This window comes from Streptomyces sp. NPDC059248 (assembly GCF_042753905.1).
Lineage (GTDB): Bacteria > Actinomycetota > Actinomycetes > Streptomycetales > Streptomycetaceae > Streptomyces.
In genome coordinates this window covers 1-16,286 of sequence record NZ_JBHYZV010000121.1, presented here as the reverse complement: position 1 = coordinate 16,286, position 16,286 = coordinate 1, and the positions used below count along the sequence as shown (strand labels likewise).

General features: G+C 73.5%; 13 protein-coding genes. 3 read left to right on the top strand and 10 right to left on the bottom strand.

What is annotated here, in order from left to right; genetic code table 11:
- The 3 genes from ACFXG1_RS31405 to ACFXG1_RS31395 all read right to left on the bottom strand — a co-directional run.
- The coding region (locus tag ACFXG1_RS31405; RefSeq protein WP_384745587.1) for a helix-turn-helix domain-containing protein at positions 1-577 on the bottom strand (577 nt) is incomplete at its 3' end.
- Between the two features lie 260 nt (positions 578-837).
- Positions 838-1,602: a DUF3017 domain-containing protein gene (locus tag ACFXG1_RS31400; RefSeq protein ID WP_384717932.1), complete on the bottom strand. Its 765-nt coding sequence runs from the start codon at positions 1,600-1,602 to the stop codon at positions 838-840.
- A 44-nt stretch (positions 1,603-1,646) separates the two neighbouring features.
- Positions 1,647-2,510 (bottom strand): bifunctional methylenetetrahydrofolate dehydrogenase/methenyltetrahydrofolate cyclohydrolase, encoded by an 864-nt coding sequence (locus ACFXG1_RS31395; RefSeq protein WP_384717934.1) that lies wholly within the window; start codon positions 2,508-2,510, stop codon positions 1,647-1,649.
- Between the two features lie 351 nt (positions 2,511-2,861).
- Here ACFXG1_RS31395 and ACFXG1_RS31390 point away from each other — a divergent pair, with 351 nt between their 5' ends.
- Positions 2,862-3,482, top strand: coding sequence for an RDD family protein (locus ACFXG1_RS31390; RefSeq protein ID WP_384717936.1), 621 nt, complete (start codon positions 2,862-2,864; stop codon positions 3,480-3,482).
- A gap of 73 nt (positions 3,483-3,555) precedes the next feature.
- Here the strand turns inward: ACFXG1_RS31390 and purH are convergent, their stop codons facing one another.
- Together purH and purN are read right to left on the bottom strand one after the other, a co-directional pair.
- The gene (gene purH, locus ACFXG1_RS31385; RefSeq protein WP_384721075.1) at positions 3,556-5,136 is read right to left on the bottom strand and encodes a bifunctional phosphoribosylaminoimidazolecarboxamide formyltransferase/IMP cyclohydrolase; all 1,581 of its coding nucleotides are present in this window, start codon (positions 5,134-5,136) and stop codon (positions 3,556-3,558) included.
- On the bottom strand, positions 5,133-5,798 hold the full coding sequence (gene purN / locus ACFXG1_RS31380) for a phosphoribosylglycinamide formyltransferase (RefSeq protein WP_384721078.1): 666 nt from the start codon (positions 5,796-5,798) through the stop codon (positions 5,133-5,135). The genes purH and purN overlap by 4 nt, the downstream gene beginning before the upstream one ends.
- A 255-nt stretch (positions 5,799-6,053) precedes the next feature.
- Here purN and ACFXG1_RS31375 point away from each other — a divergent pair, with 255 nt between their 5' ends.
- A complete protein-coding gene (locus ACFXG1_RS31375) occupies positions 6,054-6,827 on the top strand; it encodes a hypothetical protein (RefSeq protein ID WP_384721081.1) in 774 nt (257 codons plus the stop codon).
- Between the two features lie 65 nt (positions 6,828-6,892).
- Here the strand turns inward: ACFXG1_RS31375 and ACFXG1_RS31370 are convergent, their stop codons facing one another.
- Positions 6,893-8,776, bottom strand: a complete 1,884-nt coding sequence (locus ACFXG1_RS31370) for a DUF6350 family protein (RefSeq protein WP_384745584.1) — start codon at positions 8,774-8,776, stop codon at positions 6,893-6,895.
- 134 nt (positions 8,777-8,910) lie between these two features.
- Between ACFXG1_RS31370 and ACFXG1_RS31365 the strand changes: the two genes are divergently transcribed.
- Positions 8,911-10,158 (top strand): sigma factor-like helix-turn-helix DNA-binding protein, encoded by a 1,248-nt coding sequence (locus tag ACFXG1_RS31365; RefSeq protein ID WP_384707443.1) that lies wholly within the window; start codon positions 8,911-8,913, stop codon positions 10,156-10,158.
- Between the two features lie 459 nt (positions 10,159-10,617).
- On the opposite strand, the gene sucD is transcribed toward ACFXG1_RS31365, so the two are convergent.
- The 4 genes from sucD to ACFXG1_RS31345 form a co-directional block, all read right to left on the bottom strand.
- Positions 10,618-11,502 carry a succinate--CoA ligase subunit alpha gene (gene sucD, locus ACFXG1_RS31360; RefSeq protein ID WP_384718492.1) on the bottom strand — a complete coding sequence of 295 codons (885 nt, stop codon included), beginning with the start codon at positions 11,500-11,502 and terminating at the stop codon, positions 10,618-10,620.
- Between the two features lie 21 nt (positions 11,503-11,523).
- Positions 11,524-12,705 (bottom strand): ADP-forming succinate--CoA ligase subunit beta, encoded by a 1,182-nt coding sequence (sucC, locus tag ACFXG1_RS31355; protein WP_384718494.1) that lies wholly within the window; start codon positions 12,703-12,705, stop codon positions 11,524-11,526.
- 240 nt (positions 12,706-12,945) lie between these two features.
- The gene (locus tag ACFXG1_RS31350) at positions 12,946-14,157 is read right to left on the bottom strand and encodes a VWA domain-containing protein (RefSeq protein ID WP_384718496.1); all 1,212 of its coding nucleotides are present in this window, start codon (positions 14,155-14,157) and stop codon (positions 12,946-12,948) included.
- Positions 14,154-16,151, bottom strand: a complete 1,998-nt coding sequence (locus ACFXG1_RS31345; protein ID WP_384718498.1) for a DUF5682 family protein — start codon at positions 16,149-16,151, stop codon at positions 14,154-14,156. The genes ACFXG1_RS31350 and ACFXG1_RS31345 overlap by 4 nt, the downstream gene beginning before the upstream one ends.
- Between the last annotated feature and the right edge of the window lie 135 nt (positions 16,152-16,286).

The following is a 16,286-nucleotide window of genomic DNA, read 5'->3' as shown; positions in this document are numbered from 1 at the left end:
CGCCCTCGGGGACCCGGTACGCCCCCCGCGGCGGGGTCGCGGGACCGCCGTCGTCGGGCAGGACCGCGTTCCAGACGGGCCGCCCGTCGTCCGTGACGGCACCGGCATCGGAGCCGGAGTCGGAGCCGAAACCGGAACCGGAACCGGCGGCCGTCTGTGGTGACGGACCGGGCTCGGCGGGTTCGGCGGGCTCGGAAGAAGGCGATGGATCGGGGGAGGACGACGGCTGTACGGTTCCGGGCACCGACGCCCAGCTGCGTGTCCGCGCCAGGCTCAGCTGCTCGGTGGCCCGGTCGCGGCCCGCCTCCAGCCGGCGCCAGGCGCGCTCGGCCCGGCTCCGGAGCGACGTCAGTCCGTGGGCGGCGGTGCCCGTCCGCTCCGCGAGCGCCGCGACGGCCCGCTGCGGCGGCAGGACCCGGCCGTCGAGATACCGCTCCCACGACGTGACGCCGAAGCCGGTCGCGACCGAGAGCCCGGCGATGTCGAGCCCGCTGCCGTCGACGATCCGCCGCAGTTCCTCGGTCAGTTCCCGGATGTCCGGGTCCAGCCCCTCCGGCAGCGCCTTCCACTGCGGCATGTCCAACCCCCCTGCGTCCCCCGGACGTCCGTCCGGTACTCGGGCCGGGGCGAGCACGCTCGCGGCGACGACGCGGCTCCCCGTATCCGCGCCTCGGGCCCGACGGTCCAGTCTCCCATCCCGGACCGACGATCACACCGCGACGGAATCGTCACCTCCGTGCCACGGGTCACAACGGCCGTGCCGGGCGGACCCGCGGACACGACGACGCCCGCCGCCCCCGCGAAGGGGGCGACGGGCGGTGACCGCCGGGCGTCCGGTTACTCGCGTCCCACGAAGAAGTGGACCAGGTCCTCCAGGAACGGGATCTCCAGCCAGGGGTCCGGCTGGAGCATCAGGGCGAGCAGACAGATCACGGTGCCGAAGAGGCTGTAGGTGACCAGGTCGGTGAAGCGGGACCGTACGGCCAGCATGCCGACCGAGGGGATCACGCGCCGCAGGACGGCGGCGCCGAGGAGGGCCGCGCCGATCAGCAGGGTGCCGACCCGGGCCGAGGCCGCGAACGGGTCCGTACCCACGATCACCAGGCCGAGGCCGACCGTGCCGAGGACCGCGAGCAGCGGCCACTGCCGGGCCGGCGCGGGGGCGTCGCCCGGGGCCGCCCGGCCGCCGCCCTCGGGGCGCGCGGTGTCCGTCGTCACGGCGGGCGGACGGCGCGACGAGCCCGGCTCGGCGCCGGAGTCGATATCGGCTTCGGTGCCGGTGCTTGTACCGGGGCCGGTGCCGGTGCTTGTGCCGGCGCCAGGGCCGGTGCCGTCGGCCGTATCGCTCACGGCACGACGGGCCGCGCCGTTCGGGGATGCCGGGTCCGAGCCGTCCCCCTCACCGTCCGGGGTCCGGGTCTCACCGGCTTCCGTCACGCCTTCTTCCGCCACTGATTCCTCCCGGGGCCCCGCTTCCTCCCCGGTCGGCACCGAGGCCGTCCGGTCGCCGTCGCGGTCGCGGTCGTCCGGTGTACGGGACCCTCCGCCGTCGCCGGGACCGGCCGCACCCGTTCCCCGGTCGTCGTTCGTCGTCACGGCCATGGCCGCTCTCCTCCGTCGCTCCCGTGGCTCCGCCGGTTTCCGCGTCAGTCCCGCGGATCCGCCGAGCGCTCCGCCGCCTCGACGACGTTCACCAGCAGCTGGGCACGGGTCATCGGACCGACGCCGCCGGGGTTGGGGGCGACCCAGCCCGCGACCTCCGCGACTCCGGGGTGGACATCCCCGACGATCTTGCCGTGTTCGTCCCGGCTGACGCCGACGTCCAGCACCGCGGCGCCCGGCTTCACATCCTCCGGCTTGATCAGATGCGGGACCCCGGCCGCGGCGACGATGATGTCGGCCTGCTTCAGATGCGCGGAGAGATCACGCGTACCGGTGTGGCACTGCGTGACCGTCGCGTTCTCCGACTTACGGGTGAGGACCAGCGGCATCGGACGGCCGATGGTGATCCCCCGGCCGACGACGACCACATTGGCCCCGGCGATCTCCACGTCGTGGTGGCGCAGCAGCTGGACGATGCCGTACGGGGTGCAGGGCAGCGGCCCGGGCACGCCGAGCACCAGCCGTCCCAGGCTCATCGGGTGCAGCCCGTCGGCGTCCTTCGCCGGGTCCATCAGTTCCAGGACCCGGTTGGTGTCGATGCCCTTCGGCAGCGGCAGCTGGACGATGTAGCCGGTGCACTCGGGGTTCTCGTTCAACTCCCGTACCACCGCCTCGATCTCCTCCTGCGTGGCGGTGTCGGGCAGTTCGCGCTGGATCGACGCGATGCCGACCTGCGCGCAGTCGCGGTGCTTGCCGTTGACGTACCAGCGGCTGCCCGGGTCGTCACCGACGAGCAGGGTGCCGAGGCCCGGGACCACTCCCTTCTCCTTGAGCGCCGCCACGCGGGCGGTCAGTTCGGACTTGATCGCGGCTGCGGTGGCCTTGCCATCGAGAATCTGGGCAGTCATACCCCCATCCTCGCGGATGGACCCGTCCCGGTTCCAATCCCGGTCCCGGCGGGCGCCCGGGAGCGCCTCCGACAGGCCCGCGATGGCCGATTACACCCCCTCCCGCGGACCTCCCGTGCCCGGTCCTTCGACCGGCCCTTCGCCCGGAATCCGACTGAATCCGGCCGAACCCGTGGATTGCGCTTGCACAACACTCGGCGCCCCGGCTGGACAAGGTGTCCATGGGAACCCGACGATGATGGGGTTATCGTGCCGCGGCGGGTTCGGGGGGAAAATCCGCAAACCCGCTCATCCTCTCCTCCCGCACGGGCCAGGCCGTCCCCAAGCGCCTTGCAACGGAGGAATCTCGCCATGAGTTTCGGCGACCCCAACAACCCCTACGGCCAGCAGCCCGGCCAGCCGCAGGGCCAGCCGCCCGCCGGTTACGGCTACCCGCAGCAGGGCCAGCCCGGTTACGGCCAGCCCCAGGACGCGCAGGCCCAGCAGCCGTACGGCCAGCCCCAGTACGGGTATCCGCAGGCCCCGCCGCCGGTCCAGCCGTACGCCGCGTACCCGGGCGGCGGTTATCCCGGCGGTATGCCCGAGCCGGCGCACTGGGGGCTGCGCGTCGGCGCGTTCCTGCTGGACGGGCTGATCGCGTCGCTCCCGTACCTGGTCCTGGGCACGATCGGGGCCGGCTCCGGGTCGAGCATGCTCGTCGTCATCGGCGTGGTGCTGAGCATCGGTCTGACCCTGGGCCTGAAGGCGCAGGAGGGCAGCACCGGCCAGACGCCCGGCAAGAAGGCGGCGGGCATCAAGCTGCTGCGCGAGCGCGACGGCCAGACCGTGGGCTTCGGCATGGCGGTCGTCCGCTACCTCGCCCACATCCTCGACGCCCTCCCCTGCTACCTCGGCTACCTGTGGCCGCTGTGGGACGACAAGAAGCAGACCTTCGCCGACAAGATCTGCTCCACCGTCGTCATCAAGGTCTGACGCCGGGCCGAGCCCGGTACGCGACGAGGCCGCACGCCCTTTCCGGGGTGTGCGGCCTCGTCGCGTACGGGCGTCAGTGGAAGAAGTGGCGCGTCCCGGTGAAGTACATCGTCGCGCCCGCCTTGCGCGCGGCCTCGGCCACCAGCTCGTCCCGGACCGAACCGCCGGGCTGCACGATCGCCTTCACCCCGGCCTCGATGAGGATCTCCGCCCCGTCCGGGAACGGGAAGAAGGCGTCCGAAGCGGCGTACGAGCCCCGGGCCCGCTCCTCCCCGGCCCGCTCGACCGCCAGCTTCGCCGAGTCGACCCGGTTGACCTGGCCCATCCCGACACCGACGGACGCGCCGTCCTTGGCGAGCAGGATCGCGTTCGACTTGACGGCCCGGCAGGCCCGCCAGGCGAACGCCAGCTCGGCAAGATCGGCCTCCGACAGCGGCTCGCCGGTCGCCAGGGTCCAGTCCGCCGGGTCGTCACCCGCGGCCTGCATCCGGTCGGTGACCTGGAGCAGCGCGCCGCCCTCGATGGGCTTCAGCTCGACGGGCGACGCGGGCGCGTCCGCGCACCGCAGGACCCGGATGTTCTTCTTCTTGGCCAGGACCTCGACCGCGCCGTCCTCGTAACCCGGGGCGACGACGACCTCGGTGAAGATCTCGGCGACCTGCTCGGCCATCGCCACCGACACCGGCCGGTTGACGGCGATGACCCCGCCGAACGCGGACAGCGGGTCACAGGCGTGCGCCTTGCGGTGCGCCTCGGCGACATCGGCGCCGATCGCGATGCCGCACGGGTTGGCGTGCTTGATGATCGCCACACACGGCTCGGCGTGGTCCCACGCGGCGCGCCAGGCGGCCTCGGTGTCCGTGTAGTTGTTGTACGACATCTCCTTGCCGTGCAACTGCTCGGCGCCGGGCAGCCCGCCCTTGCCGTCGACGTACAGCGCCGCGCCCTGGTGCGGGTTCTCGCCGTACCGCAGGACTCCGGCGCGGCGGTAGGTCGCGCCCAGGAAGTCGGGGAACTCGCCGTCACCGGCGGGCTCGCCGTCCGCGCCGCGCGCCGCGAACCAGTTCGCGACGTCGACGTCGTACGCGGCGGTGTGCGCGAACGCCGTCGCCGCCAGTTGCCGCCGGGCGCCCAGGTCGAACCCGCCGTCCGCGGCGGCCTTGAGCACGTCCGCGTACTGGCCGGGGCTGGTGACGACCGCCACCGACGGGTGGTTCTTGGCCGCGGCGCGGACCATCGACGGGCCGCCGATGTCGATCTGCTCGACGCACTCGTCGTATCCGGCGCCGGACGCGACGGTCTCCCGGAACGGGTAGAGGTTCACGACGACCAGGTCGAAGGGCTCGACGCCCAGCTCGGCGAGCTGCTCGCGGTGGGTGTCGAGCCGCAGGTCGGCGAGGATCCCGGCATGGACGCGCGGGTGCAGCGTCTTGACCCGGCCGTCGAGGCACTCGGGGAAGCCGGTGAGGTCCTCGACCTTCTCGACGGGGATCCCGGCCGCCGCGATCCGCCCGGCGGTGGAGCCGGTGGAGACCAGCCGGACGCCCGCCTCGTGCAGGCCGCGGGCGAGGTCTTCGAGGCCCGCCTTGTCGTACACGCTGATCAGCGCCCGCCGGATGGGCCGCTTGCCGCTGGTGGCAGCCTGAACAGTCACGAGAAAACAACCTTTCGTCCCTCGACGCGATAGCCGTCACGGGCCAGTCGGCCGACGACTTCGACGAGCAGCGCGCGCTCGATTTCCTTGATGCGCTCATGCAGAGCGGCTTCGTCGTCCTCGTCCCGGACCTCCACCACGCCCTGCGCGATGATCGGTCCGGTGTCGACGCCGTCGTCGACGAAGTGGACGGTGCACCCGGTGACCTTGGCACCGTACGCGAGTGCGTCCCGCACCCCGTGGGCGCCGGGAAAACTGGGCAGCAGGGCGGGGTGCGTATTGACGCAGCGCCCGCCGAAACGGGCGAGGAACTCCTTGCCCACGATCTTCATAAAGCCTGCCGAGACGACGAGATCGGGTTCGTACGCGGCGGTGGCCTCGGCCAGCGCGCGGTCCCACGCCTCCCGGCTCGGGAAGTCCTTGACCCGGCGGACGAACGTCGGCAGCCCGGCGCGCTCGGCGCGCTCCAGTCCGGCGATCCCTGAACGGTCGGCCCCGACGGCGACGATCCGGGCGCCGAAACCGTCCGGATCGGCGGCGATTCCGTCCAGCAGGGCCTGCAGATTCGTCCCGGAACCGGAGACGAGGACGACGATCCGGGCCGGGGATCCGGCTTCGCGGCGGGCCTGGGCGTCGGCGGGTCGGTCGAAAGCGGGGGCCACAGCGGGGTCTCTTTCGTGTACGGCTCGACTTTGTGTGGTCGTACAAACGAATCGTGCCCCTCGATACGGGGAACTCTACGAAAGGGCCGACCGTCAGCAACGATACCGGCACACAGAACGGCCCCCACGGGACGGGGGCGCGCCCGGGAGGTAGCGTCAGGGGGCAACCGCCCGTCGTCGACGGGCACGACGACGAGACAAGACCGGCAGCACACGACCCCCGTGCACCGGGGCTGAGGGGAAGACGTTCACCAGATGCGGGACCGACGCCGCCGTACGGACCTCCTGTTGCCGCGGGAGCGCCAGTCCACCGACGACAACAACCCCTTCGCGCCGCCGCCGGAGGGCCGGCCGGACCAGCCCTGGCAGCCGCGCCACCCGGACGGCGACGGCGGATCCGGCTCCGGGTCCGGGTCCGGGTCCGGGTCCTCCGGAAACGGCGGGAACTCTCCCGACGACGGGTCCGGGGATTCCGGATCGGGTTCCGGTTCGTCCGGTGGCCGCTCCGGCTGGGGCAGCCAGTGGAGCAGCCGCCAGCCCGGCCGCTCCTCCAACGGGTTCGGCGGCCGTCCCGGCTCGAACTCGCCGGAAGGCGGCCCCCAGCGGACCCCGCGATGGGATCCCACCGACCCGGCGCAGCGGCACGCGCGCTACGCGATGATCGCGGGCCTGTGGGCCCTGTTCTTCACGCTCTTCTTCGACTTCCCGGAGATCGGCCTCATCCTCGGCGCCCCCGGCCTCTACTGGGCGATCAGCGCGCTGCGGACCGGCCCCAAGACGCCGGACCAGGCGTCCCAGGCGAGCGGTCTGACCCCGCAGGTGGTCCGGCGCACCCAGAAGACCAGCGCGATCGCGGGTCTGGTGATGTCGGCGGTCACCCTGCTGGTGGTGGGCTCGATGTACACGGCGCAGCTGGTCTACCGCGACTTCTACGTCTGTGAGCGGGACGCCCTGACGAAGACAGCGCAGACGGCGTGCAACAGCAAGCTGCCGGAGCCGCTGCGGGGCGTGTACGGCGTCAAGGACTGACCGCGGGGATTCCCCTGCCGTACGTCGTGGAGTGGTGGCGTGGTGGAGCGGTGGAGCGGCGGCTGTCAGGCCTCCGGTTCGGCCTCCGCTTCTGACTTCGGCTTCGACTCCGGCTTCGATTCCGGCTTCGGCTTCGGCTTCGTGCCGGGTGTGGGCTTCGGTACGGCTCCCGGGGCGCTCGGCCACGGGCTCGGCGGGGCCGCCCAGGGGCGGTCCGGGTCCACCGGGTCCCCGCTCAGGACGGGACCCCGGTCCGCCCAGGATCCCGGGGGCAGCACGTCGTACGGCTCGGCCTCCGCGTCCAGCGCGTCCAGTACCTCCAGCGCCGACGCCCGCGCCGGGCGGTCGGGGACGGTCCGCGCGGCCACCGCGTCCGGTTCGGGCGCCTCGGCGGGTGCGGGCGCCGGCCGGGCTCCCGACGGCTGCGGTACGGGCGGGGCCGACGGGGCGGGCGACCCCGGCGCCTGGCCCGGTGCCGGAAGGGCCGCGACCGCGCCCGGGGCGGCCTCGAAACGGGTCGCCGTCCCCGTTTTCCCCTTGGCCGAAGCCACCGGCGAAGCCACGACCGGAGCCGGAACCGGAACCGGAACCGCCGCCGGAGCCGACGCGTCGGCCACCGTCCCCGGCGGCGACGGCCGGTACCACGACCGGCCCGTCCCCCACTCCCGCCACAGCCGTAGCCCCAGCGCCAGGGGCACCCCGATCCCCGCCGTCCACATCAAGGCCGCCGCCCCCGTCAGCCACCAGACCGGGCCGAACTCCGCCAGCCGGCCGGCACCCAGCGGACCGCCCGCGGCGGCGGCGAGCATCGCGGCGGCCACCGCGCACAGCACGGCCCCCAGCAGCGTGTCCAGCACCGTGTCGCGGCGCCGTACGGAACCCCCGGTGATGCCGGGACCGCCCGCGCCCCGCCGCTCCGCGCCGAACCAGCCGACGGCGAGCCCCGCGGCCACCGGCACCACCATCGCGGACCAGTTCAGCCAGGTCCCGGGACCCTCCCCGGGGACGACCGCGACCAGCGGGAACGGCGGCAGCGCCGGGTCCCCGTACAGCGCCAGTGGCGTCGCCGTCGCCTCCGTACCGACGGCGAAGCCGGGTCCGAGGCCGTACGAGGCCGCCCACACCGCGGCGTTGGGCACGAGCACCACCCCCAGCAGCAGGACCGCGAGCCGCCCGGACCAGACGTCGGAGAGATGCAGGAAGGAGTCCTGGGTGGCGTCCGCGTGCCAGACCAGGGACACCGCCACCAGCAGGGCACCGCCGCCGACCAGGACGGCCGAACCCGCCGCCGCGGTCCGGACCGCGGCCCCGGCCCGGCCCCCGGGCAGGGCGGCCCGCGCCAGCCGGATCCGTACCGCGTCCGGCAGCCTGCGGGGCGGCGGCCCCCAGGGGCGGCCGTTCGCGGTCCAGGCGCCGGCCGCCGCGGCGACCGGGGCGACCAGCAGCAGATGGCCGACGGCGCTGAACGGGTCCGGGGCGATCGCCCCACCCGCCGCGTACGCGGTCGCGACCACCCCGACCAGCAGATATCCGGCGGTGACCGCGCAGATCGCACCGTACGTCGACGGCCGGGGGCGGCGCCCATCGGGGTCCGGGATCAGCGGATCGCGGCTCGCGCGGTGGAGCAGGACCGCGGGCACCAGGACCAGCAGCAGCGGGGTCAGACCGATGGGCGCGACGGCGCCGTAGAGGGTGTCGGAGCGGACGAGTTCGGTGCCGTGGGCCAGCAGCCAGAGGGACGCGGCGACCCGGAGGGCGCCGTGCGGGCCGCTGTCGGGGTAGGGGGAGCTGATCCAGACCACCATCACCAGGACGGTCAGGGCGCCGAGTCCGAGCCCGGCCGCGGTCGCGCCGCGCACGAGACAGGTCGCGAGCGCCGCTCTCCGGCCGCCCTGCACCGGGACCGGGGTCTGCGGGAAGGCGGGGCCGTGCTCGGTCGTCTGGGTCACCGGGCCATGCTCCCAACGACACGCGCTTTACCGGCGTAACAGGCGAATGACCGTAGTGTCGCTCAATATACGTTTATGTACTTCTATGAAAAGTGCACCGGTGCGGGAAGTCCGGGGACGCCGGGGAGGCCCTCATGACCCGGAGCACCACCCCCTCCCCCGGCCCGCAGCCCGGGGACGCGCCCCTGCCGGGCCCGAAGGAACGGCGCAGACTGCGCGAGGCACGCGCCATGACCGAGGAGCAGCTCGCCCGGGTCATGGGGGTCACCAAGGCGACGGTACGGGCGTGGGAGACCGGCCGGAGCGAACCGCGCGGACGCAGACGGGAGGCGTACGCGAAGCTGCTCGCGCCCCCGGAAGCCTCAAGCGCCCCCGCCCCACCGAAGATCGAACGCCCGACCGATGGCGCCCCGCTGACGCCGTACGCGGCGGTGTCCGTGGCCACCGCGCCGCTCGACCCGGTCGCCCCGGTGGCCGCTGTCGCCCCGGCCGCCGAGGGCGCGACCGCCTCACCCCCCTCCGGCACACCGGAAGACGAGGCACCGCGCGCTCCGGTCCTCCCCTCGGGCCTCGCCGCCGCCCGGACCCCGGCGGAGGCGTTCGACGTCCTGTACGGGTACGCCGCGCCCGGTCTCGTACGGCAGACGTATCTGCTGACCGGGCGGCTGCGGCTGGCGCACGAGTCCGTGGAGCGGGCCTTCCACACCGCGTGGCAGCGGTGGCCCGAGGTCGCCACGGACCGGGACCCGGTCGGCTGGGTGCGGGCGACGGCGTACGAGTTCGCGCTCTCGCCCTGGCACCGGCTGCGCCCCGCCCACCGGCACCCCGACGCCCCGCCGCTGGACCGGGCGGGCCGCGAACTGCTGGCGGTGCTGCTGGAGCTGCCGCCGCCGTACCGGCGGACGGTGCTGCTCTACGACGGCCTCGGGCTCGACCTGCCGGAGACGGCCGCCGAGACGGAGGCCAGCACTCCGGCGGCGGCCCACCGGCTGCTGCACGCCCGGGAGGCCGTCGCCGCACGCCTGCCCGACCTGGCGGAACCCGGCGCGCTGCGGGCCCGGCTCACGGCGCTGCTGGCGGACGGCGGCCCGGTACCGCAGCCCGCCCCGGCGGCGACGGTCCGTACGACGGGCGAGCGGCGGGCCTGGTTCTGGACCCGTACGGCGCTGACCGCGACGGTCGTAGTGATGAGCGCGACGGGGATGACGCTGGCCACGGCGCCGACACGCTACGTCCCCGAGGTCTCCCCGGGCCACCGGGTCGGCGGCGTTCCCGGCCACGCGGGCCCGGCACACCTCACCCCCCGGGAAACGGCCCTCCACACCCACCTGACCACCCACCCCGACGCCACCCCGTCCCGCCTCTCCCCCCAACCCAGGTAGCCCGGGTTCACGTCGTAGGTCTTGTCGGCTGGGCGTTGCTCCGGGACTCTGCGGGTCGCTTGTGCGGCGCGGGTTGGTCGGTCGACTCCGGGGTTACCTCCTCGCCATCGGCGGAACCCGGGCCCTCGGAAACGCTGACCGCTGCACCCCGCCGACGGCTGCGGGGGCAACCCCGCATCCGCCCTCCCCACGCACACGGACATGCACCCCTCAGCCCAGGATCCTTTAAGGGCGCGGCACCGGAGATGCCTTCAGGGGCCGCGGTGCCCGGAGATGCCTTTAGGGGCGCGGGGAACTGCGCGAGCAACCGACGACGGCGCGCGGTCGGAACTCCACGTCACCGCTACGGCGGGGAGCCGCACTCCGGAACGGGAAGCGGCGGGGAACCGCGTCCCGGAACGGGAACGGGCCCGCGCCCCCGGAAGAGGGGGCGCGGGCCCGTTTCAGCGGCCTCGCCGATCAGGCGGAAAGAATGGCTCGCGCCAGCTTCGCCGTCTCCGTCGGGGTCTTGCCGACCTGCACACCGGCGGCCTCGAGGGCCTCCTTCTTGGCCTGCGCGGTGCCGGACGAACCGGACACGATCGCACCGGCGTGGCCCATCGTCTTGCCCTCGGGGGCGGTGAAGCCCGCGACGTAGCCGACGACCGGCTTGGTGACGTTCTCCTTGATGAAGTCCGCCGCACGCTCCTCGGCGTCGCCGCCGATCTCGCCGATCATGACGATCAGCTCGGTCTCCGGGTCGGCCTCGAAGGCCGCCAGGGCGTCGATGTGGGTGGTGCCGATGACCGGGTCACCGCCGATGCCGACCGCCGACGTGAAGCCGATGTCGCGCAGCTCGTACATCATCTGGTAGGTCAGCGTGCCGGACTTGGAGACCAGTCCGATCTTGCCGGGCTTGGTGATGTCGCCCGGGATGATGCCCGCGTTGGACTGGCCGGGGGTGATCAGACCCGGACAGTTCGGGCCGATGATCCGGGTCTTGTTGCCCTTGGCGACCGCGTACGCCCAGAAGGCGGCGGAGTCGTGGACCGCGATGCCCTCGGTGATCACGACGGCGAGCGGGATCTCGGCGTCGATGGCCTCGATCACGGCGGCCTTGGCGAAGGCCGGCGGCACGAAGAGGACCGACACGTCGGCGCCGGTCTCCTTGATCGCCTCGGCGACCGTGCCGAAGACGGGTACGGAGGTGCCGTCGAAGTCGACGCTCGTACCGGCCTTGCGCGGGTTGACGCCGCCGACGATGTTGGTGCCGTCGCCCAGCATCAGCCGGGTGTGCTTCATGCCCGTGGCACCGGTCATGCCCTGGACGATGACCTTGCTGTCCTTGGTCAGGAAGATAGCCATGGTGGTGGAGTTCCTCGTCCCTTACTTCGCGGCGGCGGCCAGCTCGGCGGCCTTGTCGGCCGCGCCGTCCATCGTGTCGACACGCTGCACCAGCGGGTGGTCGGCGTCGGAGAGGATCTTGCGACCGAGCTCCGCGTTGTTGCCGTCGAGGCGGACCACCAGCGGCTTGGTGACCTCCTCGCCCTTGGCCTTGAGCAGCTCCAGCGCCTGGACGATGCCGTTGGCGACCTCGTCACAGGCGGTGATGCCACCGAAGACATTGACGAAGACGGACGTCACGTCCGGGTCGCCGAGGATGATCTCCAGGCCGTTCGCCATCACCTCGGCGGAGGCGCCGCCGCCGATGTCGAGGAAGTTGGCGGGCTTGACGCCGCCGTGGGCCTCTCCCGCGTAGGCGACCACGTCGAGCGTGGACATCACGAGACCGGCGCCGTTGCCGATGATGCCGACCTCGCCGTCCAGCTTGACGTAGTTGAGGTTCTTGGCCTTGGCGGCGGCCTCCAGCGGGTTGGCCGCGGCCTTGTCCTCCAGCGCCTCGTGCTCCGGCTGGCGGAAGTCGGCGTTCTCGTCGAGGGAGACCTTGCCGTCGAGCGCGATGACCCGGCCGCCGGCGACCTTCGCCAGCGGGTTGACCTCGACGAGGAGCGCGTCCTCGGCGACGAAGGTCTTCCACAGGGTGACGAGGATGTCGGCGACCTGGTCGGCGACCTCGGCCGGGAACTTCGCCGCGGCGACGATCTCGGCGGCCTTCTCCGGGGTGACACCGTCGTTGGCGTCGACCGGGATCTTGGCGAGGGCCTCGGGCTTGGTGGCCGCGACCTCCTCGATGTCCATGCCGCCCTCGACGGAGGCCATGGCCAGGAAGGTGCGGTTGGTGCGGTCGAGGAGGTACGAGACGTAGTACTCCTCGACGATCTCCGGCGCGGTCTCCGCGATCATCACCTTGTGGACCGTGTGGCCCTTGATGTCCATCCCGAGGATCTGACCGGCCTTCTCGACCGCGTCATCCGGGCTGCCGGCCAGCTTGACGCCACCGGCCTTGCCGCGGCCGCCGACCTTGACCTGCGCCTTGACGACCGACTTGCCGCCCAGTCGCTCGGTCGCCGCGCGCGCCGCGTCAGGCGTGTCGATGACTTCACCGGCCAGCACCGGTACGCCGTGCTTGGCGAAGAGGTCCCTCGCCTGGTACTCGAACAGGTCCACGCGCGTCCGTCCCTTTTCTGATGATCGCGGTTCCTAGTAGGCGTGGGCGTGCCGCGGAGGGCAACGTGACTGCGATCGTCACAAGGGAGGCGCGCACGGTGACCGGCACGCGGCATGTCCGTCTCGCAGGTTATCCCCGAGGAACGTGGCCTCCTAAATTGCAGGTCACACATGAGTGGTGAGAACAGTCACAAACCGTCCTCCCGGGCGGGCGCGGGGCGGAACCGTACGGCCCCGCCGTCAGCCGGCCGCCGTGTCCGGTACGGGCAGCGGGCGCTTCTCGATGGCCGCCGCCATGATGTCCGGGAAGAGGTCGGGGGTGCAGGCGAAGGCGGGCGCGCCGAGCGCCGCGAGGGCCGCCGCGTGCTCGCGGTCGTACGCGGGGGCGCCCTCGTCCGAGAGGGCGAGCAGGGTCACGAACTGCACCCCGGCCGCCTTCATCGCCGCGACCCGCTTCAGCATCCCCTCCCGGATCCCGCCCTCGTAGAGGTCGCTGATCAGGACGACCACGGTGTCGGCCGGGCGGGTGATGCGCTCCTGGCAGTAGGCGAGGGCTCGGTTGATGTCCGTACCGCCGCCGAGCTGGGTGCCGAAGAGGACGTCGACGGGGTCGTCGAGCTGGTCGGTGAGGTCGACGACGGCCGTGTCGAAGACCACGAGCCGGGTGGAGATCGAGCGCATGGAGGCGAGGACGGCACCGAAGACGGAGGCGTAGACGACGGACGCCGCCATGGAGCCCGACTGGTCGATGCAGAGCACGACCTCCTTCTTGACCGCCTGGGACGCCCGGCCGTAGCCGATGAGGCGCTCGGGGACGACGGTGCGGTACTCGGGGAGGTAGTTCTTCAGATTGGCGCGGATCGTGCGGTCCCAGTCGATGTCGCGGTGGCGGGGCCGGCTGATCCGGGCGGAGCGGTCGAGGGCGCCCGTGAGGGTCGACTTCGTCCGGGTGGCGAGCTGCTTCTCCAGCTTCTCGACGACCTTGCGGACGACGGCCCGCGCGGTCTCCTTGGTGGTCTCGGGCATCGCCCGATTGAGGGACAGCAGAGTCCCGACGAGATGGACGTCGGCCTCGACGGCCTCCAGCATCTCGGGCTCCAGCAGCAGCGCCGACAGATTGAGCCGGTCGATGGCGTCCCGCTGCATGACCTGGACGACGGAGCTGGGGAAGTACGTCCGGATGTCGCCGAGCCAGCGGGCCACGGAGGGCGCGGAGGCCCCGAGACCGGCCCCCCGGCCACCGGTACGGCCGCCGCCGGATCCGCCGCCGCCCCCGTAGAGCGCGGTGAGGGTGGCGTCCATGGCCGCGTCGCGGCCTTCGAGTGCACGGCCGGTGCCGTCGGCGGAGTCCCCGCCGAGGACGAGGCGCCAGCGCCGCAGCCGCTCCCCCGCGGCGTCGGACGGGTCGTCGAAGACCGGCGCGGCGGGCGCTGCGGTGTCGTCGGCGGTCATGTCGCCACCTCCAGTGGGGGTGCGGAGCGGTCGTCGGGGGCGCCCAGCAGCAGACGCAGTACGGGCAGGACGGCGTCGGCCCGCTCCGGGTCGAGCCCGGGGCCGAAGCCGGGGGCGGCGGCCGCGGTGGATCCGGCGCCGGTCCGGACTCCGCCGGAGCCACCGCGCCGGACGAGTTCGCCGAGGGTGCGGCGGAGTCCGGGCTCGTATCCGGAGAAAGTGCGGCGCAGCAACGGCAGGACGTCGGTGAAGGCGTCGGGGTGAACGCCGGTGAGCCAGTCGTCGACCAGGCCGAGGAGGCGTTCGTCGTGGAGCAGGAGCATGCCGCCGCCGGAGGCGCCGCCGACGAAGCCCTCGATCCAGGCGGCGGCGTCGGCGGGCGGGGTGCCCGGTGAGAGGGCGAGGCTCATCAGGCGGGCGGCCTCGTCCTCGGCGAGCCGGCCGTCGTCGAGGAGGAGCCGGGCGGCCCGGCCCCGGATGACCCCGGCGACGGTGTCCCGGGCGGCGAGGACGCCGAGGACGTCCCGCCACCGGTCGGCGAGGTCCCCGGAGCCGGGGAGCAGTCCGACGGCGGAGTGCACGGAGTCGAGCCGTTCGCGCATGGCGGCGGCGCCGTCCGCGTCCAGTCCGGCGCAGGCCGGCGGCAGTCCGACGCAGATCCGTTCGGCGAGGCCCGCCGCGACTCCGGCGAGCGCGGCGGTGTCCGTGGACCGTACGTCGCCGTAGCGCAGGGCGCGGGCGAGGGCGGGCAGGGCGTCGGCGAGATGGGCGACGTCGCTGTCGAGCGCCGCCCGGTCGGCGAGGGTACGCATCACCACGGGCAGGGCGTCGGTGAGTTCGGCGAGGAGGCACTGTTCGGCGAGGGCCGTGACGGCGGAGAGCTCGCCGGCCGCCGCCGCCTCGTGCTCGGCCCTGGCGGTGGCGGCGGAGAGCACGGTGGTGCCCCATACCCCGGCCTCGGCGACCCGGACATGGAGTTCGGGCTCCCATCGGAGCTGCCAGGACTCCCGGAAGGTGCCGGTGCCGGCCCGCCCGGCGGCCGGGGCGCCCCAGTCGACGCCGAGCAGCCGCAGCCGGTGCAGCAGCCGGCTCTTGCCCGCGTCGGTCTCCTTGCGGAGGTCCAGTTCGAGGGGGCGTTCCAGCGCCTCGGGCTTCAGCCGCAGGCTCCGCTGGAGCCGGGTGAGATCGCGCTGGAGGGGAACGGCGGGCGCCGCGTCCGGTACTTCGCCGAGGACGTCGCCGACGATCAGCCGGTCCTTGACGAGTTCGAGCGGGACGTCGGAGCCGTCGCACATCACGGCGCGGATCGCGTCGGTGGTCTCGGTGAGTCCGGGCAGGGGGCGGCCCCGCATCACGGCGAGCGTCCCGGCGAGCCGTACGGCCTCGATGACATGGGCCGACGAGACGCCCATGTCCTCGTCCCTGAGCAGCCGGGCGACCTTGGTCAGCCAGCGTTCGACGGGCCGGTCGGGCGCGGAGAAGAGATGCCCGTACCAACCGGGCGAGTCGATCCCGGCGCCGTAGCCGCTGCGGCGGGCCAGCCGCCGGTGCGTCCACGGCACCCAGGTCGTCTCGGTCCTGACCTTGGGCAGCCCCTTCAGCAGGGCCTTGTCGGCGGTGACGGTGGTGCGTTCGGCGAGCGCCGGTACGTGCCAGGCGCCGCAGACGACGGCGATCCCGTCGCCGAACTCCTTGCGGGCGGCCCGCAGCCGCAGCCGCATATGGGCCTCGCGGACCAGGTCGCGGTCGTGTCCGCCGTGGCCGTAGGTCTCCCGGAGGGCGGTCATGGCCTCGGCGAGCGCGGTGAAGGCGGCGAACGGGTCGTCGGCGCCGCGGTGTTCGACGACGTCCTCCCACCAGCGCTCGGGGTCGTCGTATCCGGCGGCGTCGGCGAGCACGGCGAGCGGGTCGATCCGCATCAGGGCCGGGTCCCCGGTCTCCCCGGGCTCCCCGGTCTCCGGCGCCGGGGTGCCTTCGCCGTCCCGGCCGGCGATCGCGGGGGCGGGGGCGAGGTCCCAGCCGGGGTCGGCTGATTCCCCTGCGGTGGGGGGGGCGGGTCCCCCCCGGACCCCCGGCGGCCCCCCGGGCGCCGGCGGGGGACGGCCCGGCGGGGGCGGGGGGCCCGGCGG

What these genes read in the sequence shown, in the direction of transcription:
- ACFXG1_RS31400 (WP_384717932.1), bottom strand. Translation starts at nt 1,602, where the DNA reads ATGGCCGTGACGACGAACGACGACCGGGGAACGGGTGCGGCCGGTCCC.
- ACFXG1_RS31395 (WP_384717934.1), bottom strand. Translation starts at nt 2,510, where the DNA reads ATGACTGCCCAGATTCTCGATGGCAAGGCCACCGCAGCCGCGATCAAG.
- ACFXG1_RS31390 (WP_384717936.1), top strand. Translation starts at nt 2,862, where the DNA reads ATGAGTTTCGGCGACCCCAACAACCCCTACGGCCAGCAGCCCGGCCAG.
- ACFXG1_RS31375 (WP_384721081.1), top strand. Translation starts at nt 6,054, where the DNA reads ATGCGGGACCGACGCCGCCGTACGGACCTCCTGTTGCCGCGGGAGCGC.
- ACFXG1_RS31365 (WP_384707443.1), top strand. Translation starts at nt 8,911, where the DNA reads ATGACCCGGAGCACCACCCCCTCCCCCGGCCCGCAGCCCGGGGACGCG.
- sucD (WP_384718492.1), bottom strand. Translation starts at nt 11,502, where the DNA reads ATGGCTATCTTCCTGACCAAGGACAGCAAGGTCATCGTCCAGGGCATG.
- ACFXG1_RS31350 (WP_384718496.1), bottom strand. Translation starts at nt 14,157, where the DNA reads ATGACCGCCGACGACACCGCAGCGCCCGCCGCGCCGGTCTTCGACGAC.